Raw genomic sequence first — 24010 nt, 5'->3', positions numbered from 1 at the left:
AATCACACTGGCTTAGAATAACGTGCAGCTAAAGCGATTGCTGCTTGATGGTGCTTATCTACTAATGCAGAAGGTGAAATCATTTGAGCTTTATCCATGTGCCGATAAACCCATAAACTAAATTCATCTATTGAACGGTTTGGCAAATCAATTCTATAAATGACATAGCTAGGTTTTCCAGTAGTTTTATCAATAATTCCAGGGGTAATTTTTTGTTTTGGATGGCGACGTTCTCCTTCCAAAATAAATCCTGTCATTGGAGGAAAAAAATGAACTTCAACTTTGATGAACTCTAAATTTCCTTCTAGTTCTAATTTTTGAGATTCAATATCACCTAAATTCAAACCCCAACCATTTTCTATTAGTCGGTAAGCCTTAGTAAGACTTACTCTTTGTAATTCTAAGCCACGTGTTGGGATGCCGAGAGGCACACAATGATTTCTAAAACGGTTTAAACGTCCGATTGCTAAATGCCCAGTTTCACAGTATTCATACAAGAGATACCAAGCAATATCTTGGTAAATTAACTGTAAGGGGAAGATGCGTAGAGGGCCAATACGATTGTTGCCATAAAGGTCGCTACCACGAGAAATTTCTATTGCTTGCCCCTGACTAATAGCTTTTTCTACTAACGGCAATTGGTGAAATAATGTATCCTGATGTTTCCCCTTCTCAGCCATTTCTTCGGGGTCAGAATATACAATTGTGCGGTTAAGATATTGTCTGGTTGGATAGAAAAAATCACCCTTGAGTTCCATATCTAATCCCCGCAATCTTTTGCTGAGAGTCTCATAAATTCGTCTGACTTGGGCATCTCCTTGGTACTGAGCAAGGGAGGCCAAAGCATTAAATGCTACTTTTAACTCGGCTGAGGACAAAGCACCAGTACCTAGATAATAGCCCCAACGATACATTCGCTGGTCGAGAATAGTGTAGTGACGGAGAGTTTCTAAATCTTTGCGGAGGGTAGAAACAGCAGGATAACCTGCTGGTAATTCTATCCTCAGTTCAGTTGCTAATTCCTGTAGGGTTTTTTGCACTGTTGCCAGGGCATCATGGTGTGAATCATTCCTAGAGTCCATTAAATCAGGACTACCGATACCTGGATATTTCAGCAGAGTTGCAATTAACAGCATCAGGCGTTCAAAAGCTAAGTGTTCTTTATAGGGTTGGGATGCAAGTCTTTTGGGCATAGTTAGAGGGAAATGGATAATAGAGGTTAGAGCATTCCCAAAAAGAAAATATTACAGTTATATCAAGAGAATGTCTGTAAAGCTTTTATAACAGCCTTTTTTGTGAACATCAATCAAATTTGACTTTATAGGCTTTTTCAAGCTTTTTTATGATTTTCAAGCTATAGTAGCCAGTACAAACATCAAAAATAGAGTTAGATTTATCACTATGTATATTTCCCGGCGGTCTGCTACTGTACGTAATGCTTTAGTCTCTGTTGTTAATGGTGGCGTAACTTTAGTGATTTTGTTAATTGCACCTATGGGTTTGGCAGCAGTGATCATTAACACTTTACTAGTGACATTTGCTACTTATATTGTTTCTAGTGCGGCTGATAGGGTAGTGAAGTGGTTGGAACCAGGAGGAAAGGCAGAATTAATTTCCCCTCCGCCTGGAAATAGTTCTTCACGAAAGTCAAAATTACAACGTTGGTGGCAATAGTTTATACCAACTCTTTATAAAACTACACAAAATCAAGCTTGAGTTTGACGGACTTGGGATTTTGCCCCAAGCTCCGAAGCAATCTCACTCTTAGGTAATCGGTATTAGAAGTTTTAGATAGTTAATAATTCCATGCAGACTCTTTATGTTTCTCAACAAAATTGCTACGTGTGTTTGCAAAAAGAGACTTTACTCATTAAGCAGGGAGAAAATATTTATGGTGAAGTGCAGTTACCACTGTTAGAACAAATTCTAATTTTTGGTAGTTCGCAAGTTACTACTCAAGTAATTCGTGCTTGTTTATTACGAGATATTCCTATTGGTTATTTATCACGAATGGGATATTGTTATGGTCGGATTTTACCTATTTCTAGGGGATATCGGCAATTGTCACGCTACCAACAGCAATTATCACCTATTGAAAAGCTAATTACTGCACGGGCGATTGTGCGGGGAAAGTTGAAAAATAGTCGGGTGCTGTTACGGCGACAACGACAAAAGCGGGAGTCAGAGGTACTAGAAAAGGTTCTACTAAGTTTAGATTATTTGGCTGATCAAGCGGCCCAAGCTGAGACTTGCGAAAGGCTGATGGGGTTTGAGGGTGCAGGGGCAGCCCAGTATTTCAATGCTTTTAGTGAGTGTTTGACTAATGCCGATTTTGTGTTTTCTGGCCGGAGTCGTCGTCCTCCAGGAAATCCTGTAAATGCAATGCTAAGTTTCGGTTATCAAGTTCTTTGGAATCATCTTTTGGCATTGATTGAACTTCAGGGGCTTGATCCTTATTGTGCTTGTTTGCACCAAGCACATGATGGTCATGCAGCATTAGCTTCTGATTTAATTGAGGAGTTTCGCGCCCCGCTTGTAGATTCTTTAGTAATGTGGTTAATTAATCGCAAGATGGTTCATGCTGAAAGTGATTTTGAATTTAATAACGGTGGATGTTATTTAAATGATTCGGGAAGAAAAAAGTTTCTCAAGGCATTTTTGCAACGGATGACGGAGGAAATAAAAATAGATAATGGAGAGAAACAACCGAAATGGGATATACTTAATCAACAAGTAAGGGCTTTTAAACAGTTTGTTTATAATCCTAGTCATAGTTATCAGCCTTATCGTATTGATTGAGGCTAAATTATGTTTTTATATGTAATTGCCTATGATATTCCTTGTGATAAACGACGTAAAAAGGTAGCTGATTTACTTGAAGGTTATGGACAGAGAGTTCAATATTCTGTGTTTGAGTGTCAGTTAACTACCGAGAAATATCAAGATTTGCGTCGTCGGTTAAGAAAAAAGCTGAATTTAACTGAAGATAGTCTACGATTTTATCCTTTGTCACGGCATACTCTTTCTCAAGTAGAATCTTGGGGTGTGGGGCCATCTGTGATTGAACCGCCTAGTTCGGTGATTATTTAGCTCTGTTTGCCGAGGTTCAGGGAAAATAGCTGAAATGCTTATTTGAGCGTTGTGACCTTCGGTCGCTTACAGGGTAAGGGTTTGGGGTATGTTGGTGATTGATGGAATGGCAGTTTGGCGATTAATTTTTGTGACCTTCGGAAACGGCTTCTGGATTCCTTACTGGGTAAGGGTCTAAAATTGAGGGATTCCCACTCGCTGGGGATACTAATTGAATGGAAACTTAAGTATTGCTTATTCGTTGAGTTGAATGGTGGGATTCCCACTCGCTGGGGATACTAATTGAATGGAAACACGAACAAAATAAAAAGATTAGAGGTAAGCGTTTAATATTCCCACTCGCTGGGGATACTAATTGAATGGAAACCTTATGACCTTTTTTTGCTACGCAGCAATATTATCGTATTCCCACTCGCTGGGGATACTAATTGAATGGAAACTATTCTGAATTCCTCTGGGGTGAACGCCTATAACTTATTCCCACTCGCTGGGGATACTAATTGAATGGAAACTGTGAAACTCTCGCATACTGCTGTAACACTGGGATTAATTCCCACTCGCTGGGGATACTAATTGAATGGAAACAAAATGAGTTAAGGGAAGTTCAAGATGGAAGTGGAATTCCCACTCGCTGGGGATACTAATTGAATGGAAACAGATGTTGGATATGCTTGAGAATAAAATGCCTCAAGCATTCCCACTCGCTGGGGATACTAATTGAATGGAAACAATATGGATAAATCCTATTGCATCTTGGTTAGAAGATGATATTCCCACTCGCTGGGGATACTAATTGAATGGAAACTTCAACAGTTGCAATGTCTGCGCGGGATACCCTGATGAATTCCCACTCGCTGGGGATACTAATTGAATGGAAACAAATGTCGCCCTGATATTCTCTGGTTACTCAGTATCGTATTCCCACTCGCTGGGGATACTAATTGAATGGAAACTGTTCAACATCATAGCGAGGGGCAAATAGCTAGTATTCCCACTCGCTGGGGATACTAATTGAATGGAAACCTAACAGGTAGTTCAGCTAAACGAACGTGAATAATTTTAGATATTCCCACTCGCTGGGGATACTAATTGAATGGAAACAAACTACACAAGTTATTACCGCACTTGAATCAGAAATCAATTCCCACTCGCTGGGGATACTAATTGAATGGAAACATTCATTTTTAAAATCCTTGGTTTTTTGTAAATCATATTCCCACTCGCTGGGGATACTAATTGAATGGAAACGCCCCCTTTCATCGTCATATTCTTGCCTTTTGTGAACGCGGAGTATTCCCACTCGCTGGGGATACTAATTGAATGGAAACTTCCAGCGTGTCTCTTGAGTTAAACGTGTGTGGTGAATTCCCACTCGCTGGGGATACTAATTGAATGGAAACATCATCAAGCGTTTTTTGAATCTCATCGTTCAGTAGCGATAACTGTATTCCCACTCGCTGGGGATACTAATTGAATGGAAACCGTCGGTTAGCTGACTGGTTACATCACCTAGTTGTATTCCCACTCGCTGGGGATACTAATTGAATGGAAACTAGGGAGTATATAATTTCCCAGTGAGTCTGCTACAATTCCCACTCGCTGGGGATACTAATTGAATGGAAACATACTTCGGTTATGACTTATATAGATGTTGATGTTGAATTCATTCCCACTCGCTGGGGATACTAATTGAATGGAAACTTGATTAGATGTTTGTAATGGTGGCTGAGGGTAAATAAATTCCCACTCGCTGGGGATACTAATTGAATGGAAACCTTAAAGACGTTGCAGATATGATGCACGAAAATGACTTTAATTCCCACTCGCTGGGGATACTAATTGAATGGAAACGCAGTACCTTCAAAAAACTGGGCTTCTCTCACCAAAAACATTCCCACTCGCTGGGGATACTAATTGAATGGAAACCCCAATGCCGTCAGACGGGGATTTAGGAGAGGAAGATTCCCACTCGCTGGGGATACTAATTGAATGGAAACATGTAAAGTATACCTACACGTTCTATACTGCCATTAGGGTATCGAATATTCCCACTCGCTGGGGATACTAATTGAATGGAAACCAATAAGTCTTTTAAATTGGTCTTTAAATGTTTCAATGTATTCCCACTCGCTGGGGATACTAATTGAATGGAAACATTCCCGTTTCCCAATTCAATCCAGCGATCGCCCTTACAATTCCCACTCGCTGGGGATACTAATTGAATGGAAACTAAATGAGATCCTGGTAATTTCTCTATCCCCGGTAACTGCCTGTATTCCCACTCGCTGGGGATACTAATTGAATGGAAACTCGCCAAGATATCCGTTTAGCTCAGACAGTTTAGCGATTCCCACTCGCTGGGGATACTAATTGAATGGAAACTCGTAAGTCTTAGGCAGCTTTTTGGAATACTCCGATTAAAATTCCCACTCGCTGGGGATACTAATTGAATGGAAACTGACCAAGGTAGAACAATTACAACAAGGTTAAGCAGTAAAAAATTCCCACTCGCTGGGGATACTAATTGAATGGAAACTTTAACAAATTTGATAGAATCTAAAACTTTACAGGTATTCCCACTCGCTGGGGATACTAATTGAATGGAAACTAGATAGCTTGAACAGCAGCCTTAGCAGATTGAACAATTCCCACTCGCTGGGGATACTAATTGAATGGAAACTGCACAACTAATGCAATTTGTCAAAAAATAAAAAATATTTAGTAAAAATCCAACCAATTAGCTCAAAGCCTTGCCATGAAAGGATTTAAGAGATTGAGCAATCTTAAAAATGAATATTGACTATTATTGGACATTCCCAATATAAATTTATACAATCAAACCGGACACCATAGAAAGGGATTCACCCATGTCAGAAGCATACTGGCAAGCAAAAATATGGGGATTACTCCATGATCCGGTGCTAAAAGCGTTACACAATAACACTGGGCACGGTGACAATAACTTTTGGCAACAATTAGAAGTAATGCAACCTTGGGTGCAGAGCAATTATAATCCTAATCCTGAAGAGTCCGAGTATGAAATCTTAAAACACATACATCTGGCTGTTGACATTGCCTTGGCGAGTGATAAAGCTGGTATTAGCAGCGTTGCCCAAAGCATAATTTATGCACCTGGAAAGGATTCCCAAAGAGGGTTAGAAATCTCTCATTTGCTGTCTGGTGCAAAACAGCAATGGAAAATTAAGTCAGATTCAGAACTGTTGGCAAAAGGCAAAGATTACTTAAATAGTAAAGAACAAAAGCTGTTAGAAGCAATACCAGAATCTTTGAAGACAGATGTTAAAGGGCTATTTTGGTGGTTGTGGCGTTGTTTACCGTCAGCTACTTGTCAGGAATTTGACGATGCTTCCTTAATGCTAATGCCTGCCGAAACCCGCTTACCAGATAGTTCAATATGGAGTCATGCAAGCATTACAGCATCGCTAGCTGGTGCTTTGGCAGGGTACGATTTGACGATGGCAGATATAGAAAGATGGCCATCAGGCAAAGAATTATCTCATCCTTATTTGGCAGTTTTTAGCTTTACGCCAGTGCAAGAACTGATTAAAGCCAGTCGTAAAATGCGCGACTTTTGGGCAGGTTCTTGGTTATTACACTATTTATCTGCTAAAGTCTGCTGGAAACTGGCGCTGCAATATGGGCCTGATACCTTGCTTTATCCTAGTCTTTACCAACAACCTTTAATTGACCATTGGCTATTAGAAAAATATCCAGGGTTGAAACAATGGATAGATAAACCAGAGGAAGATTCACTATTAACAGCAGGATTTCCGAATGTATTGGTGTTGGTTCTGCCGAAAGATAAAATCCAAGCTGCTATGCAAACAGCAAAACAAACGCTGCTAAACGAATGGCAAGATATTAGTAATTTAGTTTTTACTGATTTAAAAACTCGCCATTGGATGCCAAAATTGCAACAAGAAAGTAGCACTTGGCAAGGTTGGTTAGAATCACAATGGCAGTTTTACTGGACTGCTTTACCAATTGGTAAAGAAGGAGAAAACCTAAAAAATGCCGCCATTCCTAAAGATAGAGAGGTAGAATTTATAACTTGGCTAGATGCCCAAAATAAAGCTTATAATTTAGGTGGAAAACAGAAACTTTTTCAAGAAGCTGAATTAGATTTTCTCCGGGAAGCATATCAACAATCTTCTGAAGATAAAGATAAAAAGTTTAGTGTTAATGTTGGCTCTTGGTGGGGAAATATTTTTGACCAAACCCGATATGCTTTAGCGGCGGTGAAAAATGCCCGTAATTGGGAAATTCCCACGGCATTTGGTCCTCGCTCAACAATTTCTGGTATTGGCCCGGTAGTTACTCCCGGTAAAAATGGAAAGGATTGGATAACAGAAGGGGAGACTAAAAAGCTTTGGGAACAACACGCTGGTTTATTTGATGGTAGAGAACAGTTAAATGCAACAGAAACAGTCAAACGGGGATTACCAAAAGTTTTAATTAAGCTATTAAATATCAAAAATGAGGATGCTATAGCAGCATCTTACCCAGACTTAACCGCAGGAGTTGCCGGATATCTCAAAGTCTATGATGCACAAATTGAGCGTGAATTGCATTTTAACAAAGCTTGTAAAAAAATTATAGAGGAATTTCCTTGGACAGAGTGTGTCATTAAAGAAATGAGAAGTAAATGGGGAATTCCTTGGATAGATGATGACAATGCACCCAAAAGGTATCATCCCCGTTTACTGAATGCTGGTTGGTTGGTAGAAGACTCCAAAACTCCAGAATTGCAGGCATTACAAGACCAGTTTCAAAATGCAGATGATGACGAGAAAGAGGAAATACAGCGAAAAGTTCTTGAAATCAAAATAGAATATCGGTGTGAAATTCAAAAGATAATTGATAAATTCTATCCCAGCAACAATCCAGCCGACTGGTATGTATTGGCAGCAGGTGACGGCGATAGCATGAGTGATTGGCTAAAAGGCAAAAATTTACAAAATTATAGTGACTACATTCCATCAGAATTGTCTGTATCTAGGGAAAGCTTTCAGAAGTTTTTGCAACAGAAAAAACGTATGGGGCCAAGTACACACAGCGCCTTGAGTCGAGCTTTATTAGACTTCTCTAATCAACTAGTTCCCTACTTGACTCAACAACGCTACGCCGGACGCTTAATTTATGCTGGTGGTGATGATGTCTTGGCTTATACTAATCTCTGGGAATGGGATAACTGGTTATGGGATATTCGTCAATGTTTCCAGGGTAAACAAGACCCCAAAGGTGAATTTAAAAATGATGGTGACTATTGGCAATATAAAGTTGAAGCCGCTTCCCCACCGCAGTTAGCCAAGCGACCCTTATTCACAATGGGTAAGAAAGCAACTATTAGCTTTGGTATAGCTATTGTCCATCATTCAGTACCACTAGCGATCGCTCTGGAAAACCTCTGGTCATCTGAAGAGGAAGCCAAAGAACACATATCTCCTACAAACGTTGCCAAAGATGCAGTGCAAGTTCGAGTGTTGTACGGGAACGGTAATATTTTGAAATCAACAGCAAAATTTGATGTTTTCCAGCAGTGGCAAAACCTGACTTCCAACCCATCTTTGCAAACAGAGGCGGCTATTTTTGAACAAGCATCAACACTTTGGAGCCAGCACCCTGCGCCAGTGATAGAAGCAATAGTACCTTGGACGAGAGCATTTTGCGATCGCCGTGACCAATTCCTTGGAAACGAATCTGCCAAAAAAGACTTTCAGGAGGCCCTATCAGAGTTTCTCAAAATTTTGTGGGATACCACCCCAGAGAAAAATAGAGATTCGGAAATCCAAAACTGGTTAAAACTTGCGGCTTTTGTGAAGCGTAACCGCGAAATCAAGTTGGGAGGTGGTTGTTAATGTTTTGGTATACTTTAACTCCTCTAGATATACTACTTTTGCGAGATGCTAAACCCTTCACACCAGGAGAAAGGGCATGGGCTGGTAGTGTCTTTCCGCCTAATGGACACAGTATTGTCGGCGCACTACGCGGATTGTTGTCAGAAAAGAAAAACTTTCGTCTTGTTGGGCCTTTTCTGTGTCGCCAAACTGACACAGGGGTTAAGCTTTACTTACCTCGTCCTCTAGGATTTATTAAGTCAACGCCTTTGATGCCCTTAGCATGGGAATCTGACTCTCATTTAAAAAATGCTTTGTGGGACAAAAGTCAACCTTGTCCCTTGGTGAAACCTGGTTCAACACCTCCAGATGATGACGACGTAGAAATTGTGACTACAGAGAAAAAATTCCGTCAGTATCTTCCTTACGAAGTTGTCAGTAAATATCTCAAAACTGGAATAATAAGTGAAGAAGATTGGTTAGTCATAAAAAATACTCATGAAGATAAACCTTGGACAGTAGAAACTCGTTCTCACAACGCTATTGAAGAAGGAAGCAGACAAGTTAAAGATGCCGATGGTTACTTTGTCGAGAATGGTATTCGTCTTCATACTGGCTGGAGTTTAGCTATTGGCATCGATACAGAAATTGAAACTCCTAGCACTGTGCGACTGGGTGGAGAAGGACATCGCAGCATAGTGAAGCAGTGCAACGAGTTAGGGGAACAATGGGCTAGTCTGCAAAAGATTTCTCAGCAGAATTTTCAGCAAGGTGATAAATCTATAGCTTACTTGGTTACTCCTGGCGTGTTTGAACGAAAACACAAAGATAACTTACATAGTTCATCATTATGTCGCGCTTTTCCTTGGGAATGGAAATTAGCGCATACGGTGAATGGTAATCAAACACCAGGGAATTTAGTTAGTTTAGCCACTGAGAAGCCAGTGCCGATAAGCTGTCGGTTTCGAGATAAAGAGTCATTAACTAAAAGTGTTCCTGCACCACAAGTGTTCGCTGCACCACCAGGGAGTTTGTATTACCTGAATCAACCCCAAAGTTTGTTTCAGGATAATTCCAATACTAAGGTAAATACCTGGAGACAACTTGGTTATTCTGAGTTACTTTGGCTGACATACAAATAAAAAGAGGTAAAATTAATGATTGACTACATCTACTTGTATTTGCTTTCTCCATTACATACGGGCGGGACAACTCAAGAAGGTAATTTACTAGGAATTGCCAGGGAATCACATACTAATTTACCCTACATTCCTTCAAGTACAATTCGCGGCAAATTACGGTCAAGCATTGCAGAAAAAAAAGAAATTCAATCTAAATTATTTGGTACTGATTTAAAAGATGGGAAACAATTAGAACAGGGTGACATTTGGATTGGTGATGCTTCTATACTCTGGCTACCTGTACCTTCTTTGAGTCATAGCGTAATTTGGATTAGTTGCCCCATGTTATTAAATCGTTGGCAACGCTTAAAAGATATTAATTTAACCATCCCGGCGGAATATAGCTGTAATTTTACTAATGGGAAATCTGCTGTATACCTCAAAGATGCAATTATCAAAGCTGATAAATTACAAACTTGGCAGAAGTGGGAAGAATTCGTACCAAAAGCGTCAGTCACAAATTCTGTTAATCGTTTGTTAGTTTTACCAGATAAACACTGTGCAATACTAATTCAAATGAGTTTGTGGAGACAAGTAAAAATCAAGTTAGATGAACATAAATCTGTAGATGGGGGTTTTCGTTATGAAGAAGCAATTCCCCCAGATACATTAATGTATTTACCTTGGGGAATTACATCTCAAGCTAATGGCACAGCCAAAAAATCATCGCAAGATTTTAAGGATTTATTAGCTGCTAATGATATTTTTCAAATTGGAGGGCAAGAAAGTTTAGGACGAGGATTTGTCCAGCAGTGGATGTAAAAATTTAGTAGTAAAGGAATTGTTTAATATGACATTTGACCCTAGAACGATTGCAAAACCAATTTATGAAGCTTTAAATGAATTACGTACCCTACCCAATCAAGACGACACTCGTTTGAAGCAACAAAAAGGACAAGCGGTTGAAATTTATACTTATCTTTCTACTTGGGGAATGATGCGGCTAAAAGCTGAAGAAACAGCTTTGCCTGAGAATATGAAAGGTAAAAAGCAGGTAGTAAAAAAGTTCTTTGAATGCTTACAAGAATTATCAGGAATAGCAAATTTAGCTAATGAACAAGGCTTGTTAACTTTAAAAAATCTTGATACGGATGAATATTTAGGTTTAACAGGATTGGGACTAGCTTTAGCACAAGAATTTAGTTTTTGGGCTACTGCTATTTATTCAGATATTCAGGGAGACTCAAACTAATGGTATTTGATAGACCTCAACCTAATCAACCTAAAAGACCCCAACCGCCTGCAACCGCCAAACCAGATGCGAGTAGGCCCAGAAAAGTAATTAATGTTCCTGTTACTGGTAATCAAGGCGGTTCTGGTGGTCATGGTGGGGGAAGTAATGGTGGTGGTAGTCAACCCTCTATACCTTCCCCTTGGTTAAACCCAGAAAATCCACCTCAACCACATCCAGAGTCCAGTTTTGTAGAATATCTGCGTTGGATGCGATCGCCCTCTTCTGAATACAAAGACCCTACCAAAGTACAATTGTTGCAGATGGCCGAAGAAGGCGCTAATTACTGTACTCGTCTGCAAGAACTGACCCAACGTACCCAATTAATCGCCCAAAACACCTTTAAAGTCCAGTGTCCTTGGCGAATTCGGGTAGGTGGACATCGTGGCCCAGAAAGTATTCTGTTACCGGCCTTTGATGCTTTGGGAATGCCTTATATTCCTTCTAGTACCCTGCGAGGTTTAGCCAGAAACCAAGCGATTAGGGAAATAATTAGACAACAAAATATTAAATGGGAAGATGCAGAAAAACAAATTGCGCCTTGGTTTGGTTCCTTAGACGCGAAAAATAAAAGCGATCGCTCAGGTAAAGTAGTATTTTTGGATGCTTACCCTCTACCTAATCAAAATGTATTAGCTGTAGACATAGCTAATAATATTTGGCAATGGGAGAATAACACCCCAAAATATAGTCCCAATCCTAACTCCTTTTTAAGTTTAGAAAAACCCATCTTTGTTATTGGCTTACGTTTACCAAGCGGTTGTCAAGATAATCAAATTTTAGAAAAAGTTAAACATTGGTTAGTTGCTGGATTACAATCTGGTGTAGGTTCTCAAGTTAATACTGGTTATGGTCAATTAAATATTGCAGGTAAAGTTAATTGTCAGAGTGAATTTTTCCGCGTTGAATTTATCTTAGAAGGTCAGTTAATTCACGGCAGACAGAAATTACAAGATATTAAACAACCTTACCAAAAAGAAAGAAATGGTAATTTTAGACTTAGCCAAGGAAAGTTAAGATCAGATACAATCCCTAGTACAGAAGTCCGTCCTGTAGCTTTTAAATCCATGCTACGCTATTGGTTCAGAAGTTTTGCATTAGGTGTTTTAGAATCTACACAAGTTCAACAATGGGAAGCTAAAATCTTTGGTGGAATTACTCCTCCTAATCAAAAATTTGGCTGGTTAATGGTCAAAATTTTAGAAGGAAGAACAAATTCAAATGAACAGCAAGGAATATTAACATTAAATTATTCACTAGAAATTCCAAAAGAACAACAGGAGAATCTGCAAAAATTAATTCAAAATCTTACTTGGTTAATGTTTCATTTGGGTGGTATTGGTCAAGGTGCAAGAAGACCTTGTTATTCTCGCCAAAACCGCCCCTATATGCGTGGTTCTACACTAATACCTGATAGCAAAGATTCCTTTTGGAAATTGCCAAAAACTACTAAAGAATTTCAGGAATTATTTAGACAAAGATTAGAAGCTTTTTATCAAGCACTACAAGCTCTAGGTGCAAATTTCAATTATCGTCAACTAAGAAATTCTGGGATAGTCAACTCATTTACTTGGTTGGAAGCTTTAGATATTAATGCCAAAATTATAGTTGTCAGTAGTCAACGAAATGACAATAAGGGATATGCACTCGAAATTTTACATCAAAATTTTCACAAATTAGAAACAGAAAATTATACTGATGCTAAAAACTTGTGTGGTGGTGTTAATAAAGATTATCCAAATAACAAAAAACGTGAAGTAATTCCTTCTCCTGTATGGATTGCAGATTTAGATGATTATCAAGTTGTGACAGTGTTTGGTGCTAGTGCTGACCCTCGCAAGAAATATTTAGAAACATTACGTAATTCCATTCAAATTTTTCCCCTATGACAAATATAGTAACTGAAACCAGTCGCGTAGATACTTTAATTATCACTGTTGGTACTCGTCAAATCGGCTGGCGTTCCAAAGAGGGTGTTGTTCGTTCTTTTGGTGCTGATGGTAATATTGGCTATCCCGCCCATGTGAACCAACTTTATCAAGAATTAGGAATAGAACGAGGTATTTATCAAGAAAATGATAAAACTTATCCTTGGAGTGCGCGAGATTTAGGTCAACGCTATTATGATTACGCTAAAGAGTGGTTAGGTGATGATTTTAATCAAGTTGAATTATTGTTAGACCAAAAGATTATTGAAGCTGGTATTAAAAAAGGATTAAAGCATATTATCCTTTGGGGGACTGACCAACCAGAAACAGTTTCTTGGTTTTATCGTCGCTTAGATACACTATGGTTAGCCGAATTAATGGCAGGTAAAATCAAAAATATTTTTCCTGATGTTAGGGTTGACATTCATACACCAAAAATTAATGCTAATGATAGTGATGCTATTCGGAAAGAATTGGAATTTTTAGTTTTAAAAGAAGCCATAAACTCTTTTGATACCAATCAAGATGAAGAATTTGTTTTATGGATACAGAATAAAGGTTGTACTCCTGCAATCGCCTCTGGGTTAGAAATTTGTGCGGCAGCCTTAGTGCGTCAATGTCAAGTGTTTAATGCTAGTCCTGATGAGCCAGAAGAATTCTTTCCCACTTTAGCTGATGGTTCTAGAACAGCGACTCACTCCCAAACATTCAAATTAATTCCGATGGGAGAGTACTTCTGGTCATTAGAACGGTTACGGATAATTTCTGCCTGGGAAAGAGGCGATTTTTCTGAAGCACAATTTTGGTTAAGGGTGCATCAAAATCGGCATAAAGTTTTATATAAATTAGCTGGTATCTTAGTTAAGTATACCAACTGTGAATCTGACAAAAAGTTTTTTCAATCTCTTGAAGAGTGGCTACGCTCTAATGATGTCAGCAAGATAGTAAATAGTCAAACAATTCAAACTTGGCAAGAACAATTACGTCAGATGAGGCAGAATGGTTTGATTCAAGCTTGGGAATCTACTTTGCTCATAGAATTACCTCTTTATCGCCAAAATTATACTGCTGCATTCATCCAGTTCGCCCAAGTTTTAGAGCAGTTATTATATATTCAGTTTAGAACCGAAAATTGGGTTGTTAAAGGTTTTATAACATCAGAAGGAAGTAATGAACCATCTCTGGCAGATTTAATACAAGCTTGGTGTAAGTCTCGGAAATTTAGTCAAGACAATAAATGGTATAAGGTACTATACCGGATTAGAAAAAAACGTAATAAAGTTATTCATGAAGGTGCAGCCGTAACACTATCTGATATTCGTTCTATGTGGGCTGATGAAGGCTTATTTTCGGTAAAATACCCAGAAACGCCAGAAGTTGCAAAAGATTTGATGATGGATGTACTCAAAGAAGTTGGTAATCCCCCTAATTTAGACCAATTGTTGCTGCGATCTCTGTATAGATGGAGTCTTGGTGTATTAAAGGATGCTATTTAATACTTGAAATAGTATGCCTTTAAACCCATCAGTGTATGCAGTTATGGAGAATCTGATTAAGGCAGTAAGGGTGCTTTTAGGACGAATAACGGTTTCATCAACTTGCAGATTTTGGTATTCGTCATACTCAGTCTATTAGTCATTAATTAATCTTTATGCCGAGGTTCGGGGAAAATAGCTGAAATGCTTGTTTAAGCGTTGTGACCTTCGGTTGCTTACAATACAAGGGTTTGAGGTATGTTGGTGATTGATGGAATGGCAGTTTGGCGATTAATTTTTGTGACCTTCGGAAACGGCTTCTGGACTCCTTACTGGGTAATACCAATTTAATATGAAGCTGCATATAATAGAGAAAACAAACTCGATAAATTAAAAGAACCATGAGCCGCCCTTTTGAGATTGAAATCGCAGAGAGCGAAGAAGAACTTAAAAAACGCCTACAAACAGCCAATTTAGGGAACCAGAAAGAAAAACTTATTATGCTGTGGTGGATAAAAAGCGGGCAGGCCAAGGAGCAGCAAGATATTGGAAAACGCTTGGCTAAAGATACATCAACGGTGACAAGGTGGTTACAAAAATATAGATCGGGTGGGCTAGATGAATTATTGAAAATAAAAAAAGCTCCGGGAGCAAAACGGAAAATTTCTGAAGGAGCGATCGCGGCACTTGAGGAGGAGTTAAAAACAGGAAAAGGCTTTAGTAGCTATGGTGCAATAGTGGAGTGGTTAAAGCAAGAGCAGGGGCAAGATATCGAGTATGCAACGGTTTATGCATTGGTTCGATATCGATTAGGGGCAAAACTAAAAGTACCACGTCCTCAAAGCCATAAGCAGGATGAAAAGTTAGTATCTGAGTTTAAAAAAAACTCGGTATCATTCTGAATCGTCTAGAAAAACATCTAGCACCCGGCAAGTGTGTTCGCTACCTGTGCCAGGATGAAACTAGGGTTGGCCTCAAAACTCTCACAGGCAAAGTGATTACTGCTTCAGGCGTTAAACCTACTGTTAAGGTGAAATGGCTAGAGATAACTTTTGGATTTATGGTGCTATTGAACCATTAACTGGAGATCATTTTCTTTATGAGTACCCCAAACTGGATGGCGAGTGTTTTCAACAATTCCTGGACTGGCTATCTGTGCAATTAGGTGGTGATTACGCTATTTTACAGATTGATCAAGCACCTGCTCATACAAGTTCAAAGATTTGTTGGCCAGAGAATATTATTCCTCTGTTTCAACCAGCATCAGCCCCTGAACTCAACCCAATTGAGAGACTTTGGCAATTTCTCAAAAAACCTCTTAAAAATCAACTTTTCTCTTCTTTACAAGCTTTACGCGAGCGCATCCAAGAAATCTTCGACCAACTTACATTTGAGGAAGTAATTTCTGTCTCTTCTTACAACTTTATTTTGGAAGCTTTATTCTATGCAGCTTCATATTAAATTGGTATAAGGGTCTAAACTTGATGGATTCCCACTCGCTGGGGATATTAATTGAATGGAAACTCAATAAAGAAAACTATAGTCACTATTTAGGCGTAGGCGTTAGATATTCCCACTCGCTGGGGATATTAATTGAATGGAAACTTTGCTGTGTAAGCCATGATTGTGTGTCCTTTAAAATTCCCACTCGCTGGGGATATTAATTGAAAGGAGATCACATTAGATAGTAAGCCAATGGGAATTAAAGAAGCCTTAAAATTAAGCTATATATTAATTGAAAGGAGATCACATTAGATAGTAAGCCTGCTGCCGTTACCTGTTGCCCTAGCACACGTATTGCTTTCTATTTTTGGGAACTATAACTAGAGGTTTAGAGGATAGGAAATGTTGGCAAAAAAGCAAATTCGTTGGCGGCGAGTTCTGCTGGTAACAGCTTTAGGGACAGTAATTACATTTGCGATGGCTACAGCATTCCGTTATTGGCAAGTAAAAACACAGGGTTGGTGTGTCCGGTTTGCTCCAAATGGCACTCAAAAAGTTTTGTACGGTAACGACTGTTTGAAATAAAACTACATCGCTGGGGCTTGTGGATGCTGCACAGAGTAATCCTACTCCGTTGTTGGCTGAAAACCAGAATTGTGGTGTTGAGGCGGCAGTCTCTCATGACGGTGCTTGTTCCGCCGCACCCATCGCTAAAAATGAAAAATCTTCAACTTCTGCGATCGCAGATCAGAAAGTGGAACCGAGTCACCCCTCTGCTGAGTTGATGACTGAAAATTCAGTTTAGGGTGTAGAAGTCAAAGCAGTTGATGAGGGTGAAAGTTCTGCCACGCCTGCTCACAGTGCTGAAAAGTGGTCGCATGAGGCGATTGTTGCGCGGTCAAATATGCGACAGTCGCGTATGCAAAAACTCACGCGTTGCGGCGAATTCGGAGGAGAATCCGGGGTTTGACTTTTTGCTCTCGTGTTGGAATGATTTTCAAGACTTAACGGGAAAACTTAGAAGTAGGAGTTGGTATGAGGCTTTCATCCTAGCCAATTTGAATTTGGAGTGACTGTTTTACAGCTATTTTCAGGTAAATAGATCACACGTTAGGGGGACAGCAATGCTGTGCCCTTACGATAGATGTGGTTCAAATACATAAAAACTGCTGTAAGTTGAATGTAGTCAATTTAGATAAATCTACCACTTGGTTAGTTGTGCAGATGTTCTCTTACTACCTCCACTCACCGGGACTTCACGAGACCAATCTGCTCGACACACCTGCATCAGGTAATTATTATAACCATTGAGGGGTGGTGAACCTAAAATGAAAGTTATCGGTACAGTATTAACAAAGGCAGTTGCTAGTTTTTTGCCTAATTCAGTTGATTTATCCCATTTCCAATTTCTCAAAATCGCAATATCCATTTCGTCTGTTATTCCCTGAAGGAATTCACCCTCATCCTTTATTGCATCATTTGGAAAGTGGGGATAAACTACTACATCTGGAACTCCAGTAACCTTGTATTGTTCTGCTTCTGCTCTTAGTTTCTTTGCCATTTCTTCGTACTTCTCAACTGTCGAACTAGAGCGTTCTACTGATTCACGAGGTCCAGACATGAAGCCGAATGCTTTCTCATCATTGTTGAAAACATGAGATAAACCTTCACTATGAGTGAAACCGTGTGCGGCAAATAGCAAAACATCTTTCTTACCCAAAACAACCTCTAATTCTCCACTGCCGATTCCTTCTACTTCAAAATCGATAATTTGGCCACCTTTAGTGAAAGGGTTAGCTTTTCCATCACCATGTAGTTGCTTCCTATTTTCTTCTTCATTTTGTACTATGCTATCAGCGTCTTTCTTTAAGGCTTCTGATGCATCGGCAACTGTCCAATTTTTTAATATTTGTTCTTGATTCTGTTTTGGTTTTTCCTTATTCCCGGCAATACGAGCCTTTACTTGAACTCTTTTCCAGATTTTCTGAAGAGTGTCATTCCGAGTCGTTCTTTCATCCTGATTTTCACCTGAAAAAATGGTGTTTTCTGTTTGAAAATGAGCTTGATATTCCAAAGGAAGTGCTTTATAAATACCTTGAGCATCTTCCTCACTAACTCTTTGAATGATTGTATTTAATTTTCTTTGAACTGGAATGTTTTTAAATGGGCGATAGCAAATATTAGCATCTGAGCAATCCGATGTATCCTTGTGAAGCTTTTTTTGACCTGTCTGTAATGGTGATCGCATCACCACCCCACCATTCTGCTGCACTACATGGGTTAACTCATGCGCCAACAACTCCTGCCCCCCTAGACTCCCTGGCTCATACGCCCCCTGCCGAAAGAACACATCTTGCCCCGTGGTAAACGCCTTCGCCTGTATCGACTGATTCAACTGGTCTGCCTGAGTATCCGTGTGAACCTTCACTCGGCTGAAATCAGCCTCAAATGCCTGTTCCATTGGTGACTTGATACTATCAGCCAGTGGTTGTCCGCTCCCCCGTGCCTGTTGTATTGATGTTTCCAAATCCGGTGATGTAGCCATACCTTCGTCTGCTACACGCTGTACCACCGGTTTCATTTGTAGTTCGTCTTCTTCGGCTGGCAGAGATTCTCGCTGTATGCGGCCCTCCAGTTTCATTTGGAGTTCTTCTTCCTCAAGAGGCAACGACTCACGCTGAACTTTTTCGCCCTGTGATTGATGAATCCGTTGCACTATTTGACGTGCTGTTTCATCAGCCTCTTGCTCATACTTATCCCCAGGCTCACCAATTGTCAGCTTTGTCTGAATAGATGTTGGTGTATCTGGTCGCCTCAGTGGAATATTGGCAATATTATGACCAAATCGGGTTGCGTGTGACAGTCGAGAATTCAATAATCCGTCCATCTGGGCTTTTAATACAGTTAGGCGCTCCTGTCCTTCGGGCGTAATCGTGCTAGATTTCGCTTGTATGGAAAGTTCAGTTGCCTCCTGATGCTGTTGTGCAAAAGCAACATTCTCTACGTCTGTTTGTGTCTTGGGTGCAACGGATGATTTTTGGAGTTGGCTACCAAACGGTCTATAGGCTAATTGAGGATACGAGTTTGGGAAAAGGGAAGTGGAATAGATCGGTGAATGACTCTTTGGCGATTTTGTTTTGTGCATTGTTTTTACAAGTTCATGATTTGCAGTCAACCTGATATCTTTCACTGATGTCAGGAAAATCTCGAATATTTTGAGTAAAAATCTAGGTGCTTAAGGTTACAAAATGCCAAAAACCAACCACTGAATCATGACATACGAAATTCAGTCCTAACAGGATTTCAAAACTGTTTTTTACCTCTATTAAAAAAGACTTGTGAGCTATTTGAGTTTTGACCTAGAACTAAGTATCTTAGTTTTCTCCAGCCTTTATGCAGCATATCAGTTTTTGTCATTGGCACAGCGTTTTGTAGAGAAGGTTCCGCCGTGCCTGTCCCCAATCCTGAAAAATGGTCGCATGAGGCGATTGTAAGGAGGTCAAGTATGCGACCTGTAAGAAGGGAAAAGCTGAATCGAGCGGTGAATTCGGGGCAAAATCTGGGGTTTGATTTCTTGCAAGAGTGTTGGGATGATCCCGCGAAAGCAGATTGTGATGAAGAAACTGCTGGTGAAGTTTCCGCAGTGGGGGATTGCGATTGTGGATGGGGTGTTGGTTGATAGTTCGGCATTATCTTATCGTCTGCTGTGGGTGCAATACTGATGAGCGTTTCGACAGTTGTTGTTTCAATTAATGCTATGTTGTTACGGTGCGTGCGTTTGTATGGCATTGTTAGGCCCAAGAAGGAATTCGTTTGAATGCGATCAATTCGGATTCCGACGAATCCTGGCTATCAAAGCGACGAATATATCCGGGCAAAATATTTTTAATAAGAGCGTAAAAGCACTTTTAATTCGCGTCTCATCTTGCCGGATAAGCTCCACGCGATAACAATCCATTTCGGCGTTTTCGGATCGGTAGCTCTTGCTAAAATAATGGACAAGAAAGGGTGTTCTGATCGCAGCACGGTAGTCCGCAGCGAAATCTTTTCGGCACAGAAAGAGCTTATTTGAACCAGCCGCAAAAGGAACAATGTCGGACTGTGTCTTTTCTCGCCACAGCGCATAGCCGGCAGTCACGTCAGGCCATTCAGCGCGACAAAAATCATCCAGAGCGATTACGCCGTCCCTTGCCAAGGTTTTTTCAGCCAAACGTAAGTCATTCTGTACAATCGAGTTCCAGTGTCCACCGTCCACACTGAAAAATCGCACCGGACCTACTTGCTGAAGGATATAGTCATGAGAGACATCTTCCGACGAGCCTTTGAATACGCGAATTCGCAAGGGGTCAAGATGAAACTTAGCCAAGTTTGCCTGAAATGAATTGAAGTCCCCTTTTCCAGAAAAATCCAAATTTTTGCTCTGATCATCGAAGATGTCGATACACAGCGCCGATTCATCACCCCGCAGTGCCATACACAAAGGAATGAATGACTTGCCATGATGAACGCCTATCTCTACGCACCCACCTGCAATGCTTTGTTGGTCTTGAAATTCCAATATTGAACCGATGATCTCGGCATCAACTCGTTGCAGCCAGCCATTTACGTCTTTCTTATCATAACGAAGGTAATTCCAGAGTTTGTTGCCCATTGCAGAGTTCCAAATTAAGTGATTTTGTGATGTATAAGTCTAAGATTGCTTGGCCCTAACTATGTATTATTTTGTGGATTAAAGGATAAATACTGATACAGAGTAAATATCACATAAATTGTCAGATAAAAAATAATTAAGGATTATTTAAATCAGACGATAGCTCTAACTCTCACAAACGAATGGCACGCTTGAAAAGCGTAAAACCCTGGTATTCCTGGATGAAAGGGTGTAGGGAATTAAGAAGATGTTGAACTACTTGACGCACTCGCATTCAATTGTCTGGAACACACTCAGCCTACACCCTACCCCCAACAAGATAGCCCTCACGAGGTTTCACATGAGTCTTAGTGCCATTCCTCTCACAAACTCTAAACGTCAAGCAGTCTCTACCAACAGCGAAGAAATGTTGGTGAATTGTATGAATTCTTGCCTATTCTTGTAGAACACATCAGCAACGAGGCGATTGAATACATCATAACCCCCACTGAAAAACTCGCCCGTCGCCCAAAATGAATTTTCTCCAAGATCAGCGACAGCGATCGCAGAACAAACACCAAAGCTTTTAGAAGCAGGTAATCCCACTTCTCTACGAGACGCTGGGCGAACGTTGACGACTGAAAATTCAGTTTCGGTTAGAGAAGTCAAAGCAAATCATGAGGGTGAAAGCTCTGCCGCGCTTGTCCCTGATCCTGAAAAATGACCGCATGAGGCGATTATTGCTTTTGTCAAATATACGACCGGATAATGCAGAAGGTGTAGCTCAAGATTCCCTTGCATTGATACTGCCAAGCGACGAATTACTTTCTGAAAACGGGGACGCATACTCTGCGACTCTCTCCCATCCCCACTTATAAGCAGTGTCAACCAGAATTTCTTTACCATTTCGGAATTTAATAAATTCCTGCCCGTGATTATAAAATATGTCTGCAACCAGTTGATTACGCTCGTCGTAACCCCACTTATCCACTGCTGCCCTCCACCAGCGCTTTCCGGGTGAGAGCAACTGTTCAAGTTCCAAATACTCCGGTTTCCAGTACTTGGTACGCCATTGATTTGCAAGTGCGTCGATTAATATCGCAGTCGGGTAGATCGGCTTTAGGTTTTCTTCGAGCCAGAGTATATAAACGATTGCGCTCTTGAAAGCATCTTCTAAACCATAGCTTGCTACTTCTAGAGTGTCTTGGAGTTGCTCGTCATTAAAATTTACGCCGAGCGACCGCAGGGCTGGAGCGTACAAATCAATTGAAGAAGAATTCAGAAGTCAGAAGTCAGAATTCAGGAGTCAGAATCAATCAGTCGGGGATTCAGACCCGCGACTGATTGAAAACCACCAAATTGTAGATTTGGTGGGGGTTTTAAACCCTATTATTCATCCGCCAGTCGTACAGAAAACATTGCTGAATTCTGTTGGATAATTCTTGTTCTACTGAATCGGCAGACCAGAACCACATAAGAAAAAGATTTGCCAAGATGTCTATATTTCAGCCATTATGGATATCTTTATGAATTCAAAGTGGAAGAGGTGATTAATCCTAAGACTTTCCCCCAATTGGTAAAAACTCTTGGAGTATCTGTCTGCCACTTTCTGCAAAGAATTTACTAGATAAATATAAAGAATAGATAAAGATTAGTGCTTCTACATACATCTATTCAGTAAATACGATGAAGAATATGTAAAGTTATTTTTTTAGACATAAATAACTCAGTAAATATTCTGTATGCTATTTATTAGCAGATTATTTAGGGCTTGCTGAAAATTTGTTTCTTTATGTCTCGTAAGCTGTTCTGTATTTTTTAGCTAGATACCAAAGGAAAATACCCCACAACAAGGTCATAAATATTTGTTGCCCTGTTTTCAAGCTAGCAAAACTTACGCATGGACAAAAACAATGAGATTTGTTTTTCAAAGATTCGAGCTTGATTTTTCGATGCTTTGTCAGCAGTGTCTATGGTAAATATTTGCCTATGCTACTGATCAAGGATGATTTAAATTAGCTTGAAACTAGCTTTTTGTGAATTCAGATCCTCTGGAATTTGTAGAATGCCTAAGATTTAACTAGTCCGAAGTACTTCGATAAGTAATACCTGCAAGTTAATCAAAAGGAAAATCTTCCAAAAAAATTCGTAACCCTCAAGGGTGAGATTGAAGTATGTCGAAATCATCAAGTTTCGGCAAATTTTTCTGTGCCAAAACAGCATTAACAACTGATAACTTAATTTACTTCAAAATATCGATTCAGGTAGGAAAAAGTAATGGCAAATATCATTGGAACCGACGGGAATGATACTTTGTATGGGACTGACAGCGCTGACACAATTAACGGGAAAGCTGGGAATGATAACATCATAGGTGGTGGTGGCGACGATACCTTAACGGGTGGTGGTGGGAAGGATATATTTGTTTTCGAGGGTGGCACTGATACTATCACTGATTTTGGTGGTGTAGGTAAAGGTACAAATCCCACAGCAGCAGTTATTGCCGAAGTTGATACTATCAAATTCCTTAATGGGGAGACTGCGCGAAATCTGCTACTAACCCAGAATGGTAAGAATCTGGAAATAACCTTTCAAGATATACAAGAAGATTTAGGATTTGAAAATTCACAAGTATATTTTAGTGACCCGATTTTGAAAGTCATCTTGCAAAACTTCAAACTAGAAGATTTAGATAACTTGAAAGCTTCTGGTACAAGACCAGCCATTGGTAATATTCTGTTTAATGGGCAAACTACCATTACGGATAGCTTTAATGTTCTAGATGCCAATTCTACTGATACGAGCATCGGCATTGCAAACACAGTCACCTTTCTCAATAACCTGGACAATAACATTACAGGTTTAGACAACTCAGATGATGTGATTAATGGTCAGGGGGGTAACGACAAAATCGATGGCTTAAGTGGCAACGATCTTTTGAGGGGTGGTACAGGGAATGATACTCTCATTGGTGGCATCGGAAATGATACCCTTGTAGATGATACTGGTAATAACTCTCTTGTGGGTGGTATTGGCAACGATATTTTGATTGTTGACTCTTCAACAGGATACAACACCCTCAACGGTGGCGCTGGTAACGATCAATTGTACGCTCGAGCTTCAGAAGGCAATAACTTAACTATTTGGAGGCGATGGGAATGATACTCTTGATTC

Annotated in this window: 21 protein-coding genes and 2 CRISPR repeat arrays; of the genes, 16 read left to right on the top strand and 5 right to left on the bottom strand. The window is 39.9% G+C overall.

Features of this window, described 5'->3' with window-relative positions; translation table 11 throughout:
* Positions 1 to 2 precede the first annotated feature (2 nt).
* Complete coding sequence (locus tag FD723_RS35750) at positions 3 to 1193, bottom strand: YafY family protein (RefSeq protein WP_179069947.1); 1191 nt, start codon at positions 1191 to 1193, stop codon at positions 3 to 5.
* Positions 1194 to 1401: 208 nt separating this feature from the next.
* On the opposite strand from FD723_RS35750, the gene csx18 reads away from it, so the two are divergent.
* The 13 genes from csx18 to FD723_RS35685 all read left to right on the top strand — a co-directional run bounded on the left by csx18 (position 1402) and on the right by FD723_RS35685 (position 17011).
* Positions 1402 to 1674, top strand: coding sequence for a CRISPR-associated protein Csx18 (gene csx18, locus FD723_RS35745; protein ID WP_179069946.1), 273 nt, complete (start codon positions 1402 to 1404; stop codon positions 1672 to 1674).
* 132 nt (positions 1675 to 1806) lie between these two features.
* On the top strand, positions 1807 to 2799 hold the full coding sequence (gene cas1 / locus FD723_RS35740; protein ID WP_179069945.1) for a CRISPR-associated endonuclease Cas1: 993 nt from the start codon (positions 1807 to 1809) through the stop codon (positions 2797 to 2799).
* Between the two features lie 9 nt (positions 2800 to 2808).
* Positions 2809 to 3090 (top strand): CRISPR-associated endonuclease Cas2, encoded by a 282-nt coding sequence (gene cas2, locus FD723_RS35735; protein WP_179069944.1) that lies wholly within the window; start codon positions 2809 to 2811, stop codon positions 3088 to 3090.
* 187 nt (positions 3091 to 3277) lie between these two features.
* A CRISPR array of direct repeats spans positions 3278 to 5770; the repeat unit is 36 nt; unit sequence ATTCCCACTCGCTGGGGATACTAATTGAATGGAAAC.
* A gap of 187 nt (positions 5771 to 5957) precedes the next feature.
* A complete protein-coding gene (gene cas10 / locus FD723_RS35730; RefSeq protein ID WP_179069943.1) occupies positions 5958 to 8969 on the top strand; it encodes a type III-B CRISPR-associated protein Cas10/Cmr2 in 3012 nt (1003 codons plus the stop codon).
* Positions 8969 to 10090 carry a type III-B CRISPR module-associated Cmr3 family protein gene (locus FD723_RS35725; protein ID WP_179069942.1) on the top strand — a complete coding sequence of 374 codons (1122 nt, stop codon included), beginning with the start codon at positions 8969 to 8971 and terminating at the stop codon, positions 10088 to 10090. Before cas10 ends, FD723_RS35725 begins: the two co-directional genes overlap by 1 nt.
* 15 nt (positions 10091 to 10105) lie before the next feature.
* A complete protein-coding gene (cmr4, locus tag FD723_RS35720; protein WP_179069941.1) occupies positions 10106 to 10891 on the top strand; it encodes a type III-B CRISPR module RAMP protein Cmr4 in 786 nt (261 codons plus the stop codon).
* Between the two features lie 28 nt (positions 10892 to 10919).
* Positions 10920 to 11321 carry a hypothetical protein gene (locus tag FD723_RS35715; protein WP_179070059.1) on the top strand — a complete coding sequence of 134 codons (402 nt, stop codon included), beginning with the start codon at positions 10920 to 10922 and terminating at the stop codon, positions 11319 to 11321.
* Positions 11321 to 13249: a type III-B CRISPR module RAMP protein Cmr6 gene (gene cmr6, locus FD723_RS35710; RefSeq protein WP_179069940.1), complete on the top strand. Its 1929-nt coding sequence runs from the start codon at positions 11321 to 11323 to the stop codon at positions 13247 to 13249. Before FD723_RS35715 ends, cmr6 begins: the two co-directional genes overlap by 1 nt.
* The gene (locus FD723_RS35705; protein ID WP_179069939.1) at positions 13246 to 14784 is read left to right on the top strand and encodes a hypothetical protein; all 1539 of its coding nucleotides are present in this window, start codon (positions 13246 to 13248) and stop codon (positions 14782 to 14784) included. Before cmr6 ends, FD723_RS35705 begins: the two co-directional genes overlap by 4 nt.
* Before the next feature lie 380 nt (positions 14785 to 15164).
* A complete protein-coding gene (locus FD723_RS35700; protein WP_179067447.1) occupies positions 15165 to 15665 on the top strand; it encodes a helix-turn-helix domain-containing protein in 501 nt (166 codons plus the stop codon).
* Positions 15666 to 15798: 133 nt separating this feature from the next.
* Positions 15799 to 16224: a transposase gene (locus FD723_RS35695; protein WP_179069938.1), complete on the top strand. Its 426-nt coding sequence runs from the start codon at positions 15799 to 15801 to the stop codon at positions 16222 to 16224.
* A 27-nt stretch (positions 16225 to 16251) separates the two neighbouring features.
* Positions 16252 to 16503: a CRISPR direct-repeat array (repeat unit 29 nt; unit sequence ATTCCCACTCGCTGGGGATATTAATTGAA).
* Positions 16504 to 16608: 105 nt separating this feature from the next.
* The gene (locus tag FD723_RS35690; RefSeq protein ID WP_179069937.1) at positions 16609 to 16791 is read left to right on the top strand and encodes a hypothetical protein; all 183 of its coding nucleotides are present in this window, start codon (positions 16609 to 16611) and stop codon (positions 16789 to 16791) included.
* Positions 16792 to 16810: 19 nt separating this feature from the next.
* Positions 16811 to 17011 carry a hypothetical protein gene (locus tag FD723_RS35685; protein WP_179069936.1) on the top strand — a complete coding sequence of 67 codons (201 nt, stop codon included), beginning with the start codon at positions 16811 to 16813 and terminating at the stop codon, positions 17009 to 17011.
* 396 nt (positions 17012 to 17407) lie between these two features.
* On the opposite strand, the gene FD723_RS35680 is transcribed toward FD723_RS35685, so the two are convergent.
* Positions 17408 to 19351, bottom strand: coding sequence for a DUF4157 domain-containing protein (locus FD723_RS35680; protein WP_256875319.1), 1944 nt, complete (start codon positions 19349 to 19351; stop codon positions 17408 to 17410).
* 360 nt (positions 19352 to 19711) lie between these two features.
* On the opposite strand from FD723_RS35680, the gene FD723_RS35675 reads away from it, so the two are divergent.
* Complete coding sequence (locus FD723_RS35675; protein ID WP_256875318.1) at positions 19712 to 19885, top strand: hypothetical protein; 174 nt, start codon at positions 19712 to 19714, stop codon at positions 19883 to 19885.
* A 144-nt stretch (positions 19886 to 20029) separates the two neighbouring features.
* Here the strand turns inward: FD723_RS35675 and FD723_RS35670 are convergent, their stop codons facing one another.
* The 3 genes from FD723_RS35670 to FD723_RS35660 all read right to left on the bottom strand — a co-directional run bounded on the left by FD723_RS35670 (position 20030) and on the right by FD723_RS35660 (position 22097).
* Complete coding sequence (locus FD723_RS35670; protein WP_179069468.1) at positions 20030 to 20857, bottom strand: class I SAM-dependent methyltransferase; 828 nt, start codon at positions 20855 to 20857, stop codon at positions 20030 to 20032.
* A gap of 378 nt (positions 20858 to 21235) precedes the next feature.
* Positions 21236 to 21505 (bottom strand): hypothetical protein, encoded by a 270-nt coding sequence (locus FD723_RS35665; RefSeq protein WP_179069935.1) that lies wholly within the window; start codon positions 21503 to 21505, stop codon positions 21236 to 21238.
* A gap of 115 nt (positions 21506 to 21620) precedes the next feature.
* Positions 21621 to 22097 carry a hypothetical protein gene (locus FD723_RS35660; protein WP_256875317.1) on the bottom strand — a complete coding sequence of 159 codons (477 nt, stop codon included), beginning with the start codon at positions 22095 to 22097 and terminating at the stop codon, positions 21621 to 21623.
* A 913-nt stretch (positions 22098 to 23010) separates the two neighbouring features.
* On the opposite strand from FD723_RS35660, the gene FD723_RS43525 reads away from it, so the two are divergent.
* The gene (locus FD723_RS43525; RefSeq protein WP_256875316.1) at positions 23011 to 23145 is read left to right on the top strand and encodes a hypothetical protein; all 135 of its coding nucleotides are present in this window, start codon (positions 23011 to 23013) and stop codon (positions 23143 to 23145) included.
* Positions 23114 to 23998, top strand: a complete 885-nt coding sequence (locus FD723_RS35655; RefSeq protein WP_179069934.1) for a calcium-binding protein — start codon at positions 23114 to 23116, stop codon at positions 23996 to 23998. The genes FD723_RS43525 and FD723_RS35655 overlap by 32 nt, the downstream gene beginning before the upstream one ends.
* Positions 23999 to 24010 lie beyond the last annotated feature (12 nt).

Origin of the sequence: Nostoc sp. C052, assembly GCF_013393905.1 — a bacterium.
Taxonomy (GTDB): domain Bacteria; phylum Cyanobacteriota; class Cyanobacteriia; order Cyanobacteriales; family Nostocaceae; genus Nostoc.
The sequence above is the reverse complement of the archived record's forward strand: the minus strand, read 5'-3'. Positions and strand labels throughout refer to the sequence as shown.

What these genes read in the sequence shown, in the direction of transcription:
- FD723_RS35750 (WP_179069947.1), bottom strand. Translation starts at nt 1,193, where the DNA reads ATGCCCAAAAGACTTGCATCCCAACCCTATAAAGAACACTTAGCTTTT.
- csx18 (WP_179069946.1), top strand. Translation starts at nt 1,402, where the DNA reads ATGTATATTTCCCGGCGGTCTGCTACTGTACGTAATGCTTTAGTCTCT.
- cas1 (WP_179069945.1), top strand. Translation starts at nt 1,807, where the DNA reads ATGCAGACTCTTTATGTTTCTCAACAAAATTGCTACGTGTGTTTGCAA.
- cas2 (WP_179069944.1), top strand. Translation starts at nt 2,809, where the DNA reads ATGTTTTTATATGTAATTGCCTATGATATTCCTTGTGATAAACGACGT.
- cas10 (WP_179069943.1), top strand. Translation starts at nt 5,958, where the DNA reads ATGTCAGAAGCATACTGGCAAGCAAAAATATGGGGATTACTCCATGAT.
- FD723_RS35725 (WP_179069942.1), top strand. Translation starts at nt 8,969, where the DNA reads ATGTTTTGGTATACTTTAACTCCTCTAGATATACTACTTTTGCGAGAT.
- cmr4 (WP_179069941.1), top strand. Translation starts at nt 10,106, where the DNA reads ATGATTGACTACATCTACTTGTATTTGCTTTCTCCATTACATACGGGC.
- FD723_RS35715 (WP_179070059.1), top strand. Translation starts at nt 10,920, where the DNA reads ATGACATTTGACCCTAGAACGATTGCAAAACCAATTTATGAAGCTTTA.
- cmr6 (WP_179069940.1), top strand. Translation starts at nt 11,321, where the DNA reads ATGGTATTTGATAGACCTCAACCTAATCAACCTAAAAGACCCCAACCG.
- FD723_RS35705 (WP_179069939.1), top strand. Translation starts at nt 13,246, where the DNA reads ATGACAAATATAGTAACTGAAACCAGTCGCGTAGATACTTTAATTATC.
- FD723_RS35700 (WP_179067447.1), top strand. Translation starts at nt 15,165, where the DNA reads ATGAGCCGCCCTTTTGAGATTGAAATCGCAGAGAGCGAAGAAGAACTT.
- FD723_RS35695 (WP_179069938.1), top strand. Translation starts at nt 15,799, where the DNA reads ATGGCTAGAGATAACTTTTGGATTTATGGTGCTATTGAACCATTAACT.
- FD723_RS35690 (WP_179069937.1), top strand. Translation starts at nt 16,609, where the DNA reads ATGTTGGCAAAAAAGCAAATTCGTTGGCGGCGAGTTCTGCTGGTAACA.
- FD723_RS35680 (WP_256875319.1), bottom strand. Translation starts at nt 19,351, where the DNA reads ATGCACAAAACAAAATCGCCAAAGAGTCATTCACCGATCTATTCCACT.
- FD723_RS35675 (WP_256875318.1), top strand. Translation starts at nt 19,712, where the DNA reads ATGCGACCTGTAAGAAGGGAAAAGCTGAATCGAGCGGTGAATTCGGGG.
- FD723_RS35670 (WP_179069468.1), bottom strand. Translation starts at nt 20,857, where the DNA reads ATGGGCAACAAACTCTGGAATTACCTTCGTTATGATAAGAAAGACGTA.
- FD723_RS43525 (WP_256875316.1), top strand. Translation starts at nt 23,011, where the DNA reads ATGTCGAAATCATCAAGTTTCGGCAAATTTTTCTGTGCCAAAACAGCA.
- FD723_RS35655 (WP_179069934.1), top strand. Translation starts at nt 23,114, where the DNA reads ATGGCAAATATCATTGGAACCGACGGGAATGATACTTTGTATGGGACT.